This is a genomic window from Paraburkholderia sp. SIMBA_053 (genome assembly GCF_046534895.1).
In the GTDB taxonomy this organism is placed as follows: domain Bacteria; phylum Pseudomonadota; class Gammaproteobacteria; order Burkholderiales; family Burkholderiaceae; genus Paraburkholderia; species Paraburkholderia caledonica.
In genome coordinates this window covers 1-254 of the sequence record NZ_JAWRXU010001181.1, presented here as the reverse complement: position 1 = coordinate 254, position 254 = coordinate 1, and the positions used below count along the sequence as shown (strand labels likewise).

Below are 254 nucleotides of genomic sequence, written 5' to 3'. Positions count from 1 at the left end.
GAACCCATGCCGAAGCGATAGCCGCCCTCGATGCCGGCGCTGTCGAAACGGCCGTCGTATCGGCTGTTCACGCCGAACGCGGCATCGCCCAGCAGCAGTTGCCGGTCCAGATCGCGCTGGTACTGGCCGCTGCCGGCGCGGACCATCGCATACGCCGCGCCATCGCTCCAGCCTCCATATACCTGCGCCTGCGCCTGCCGGTTGCGCGCCCGGTCGCCCTGCCCGGCGATGCCGGCGTAGGCGCGGTCCTCGCC

1 protein-coding gene is annotated in these 254 nt (G+C 71.7%); it reads right to left on the bottom strand.

The genetic code is table 11. From position 1 onward, the window contains the following. On the bottom strand, window positions 1–254 hold a 254-nt coding region (locus tag SB753_RS39365; RefSeq protein ID WP_410805461.1), incomplete at both ends, for an autotransporter domain-containing protein.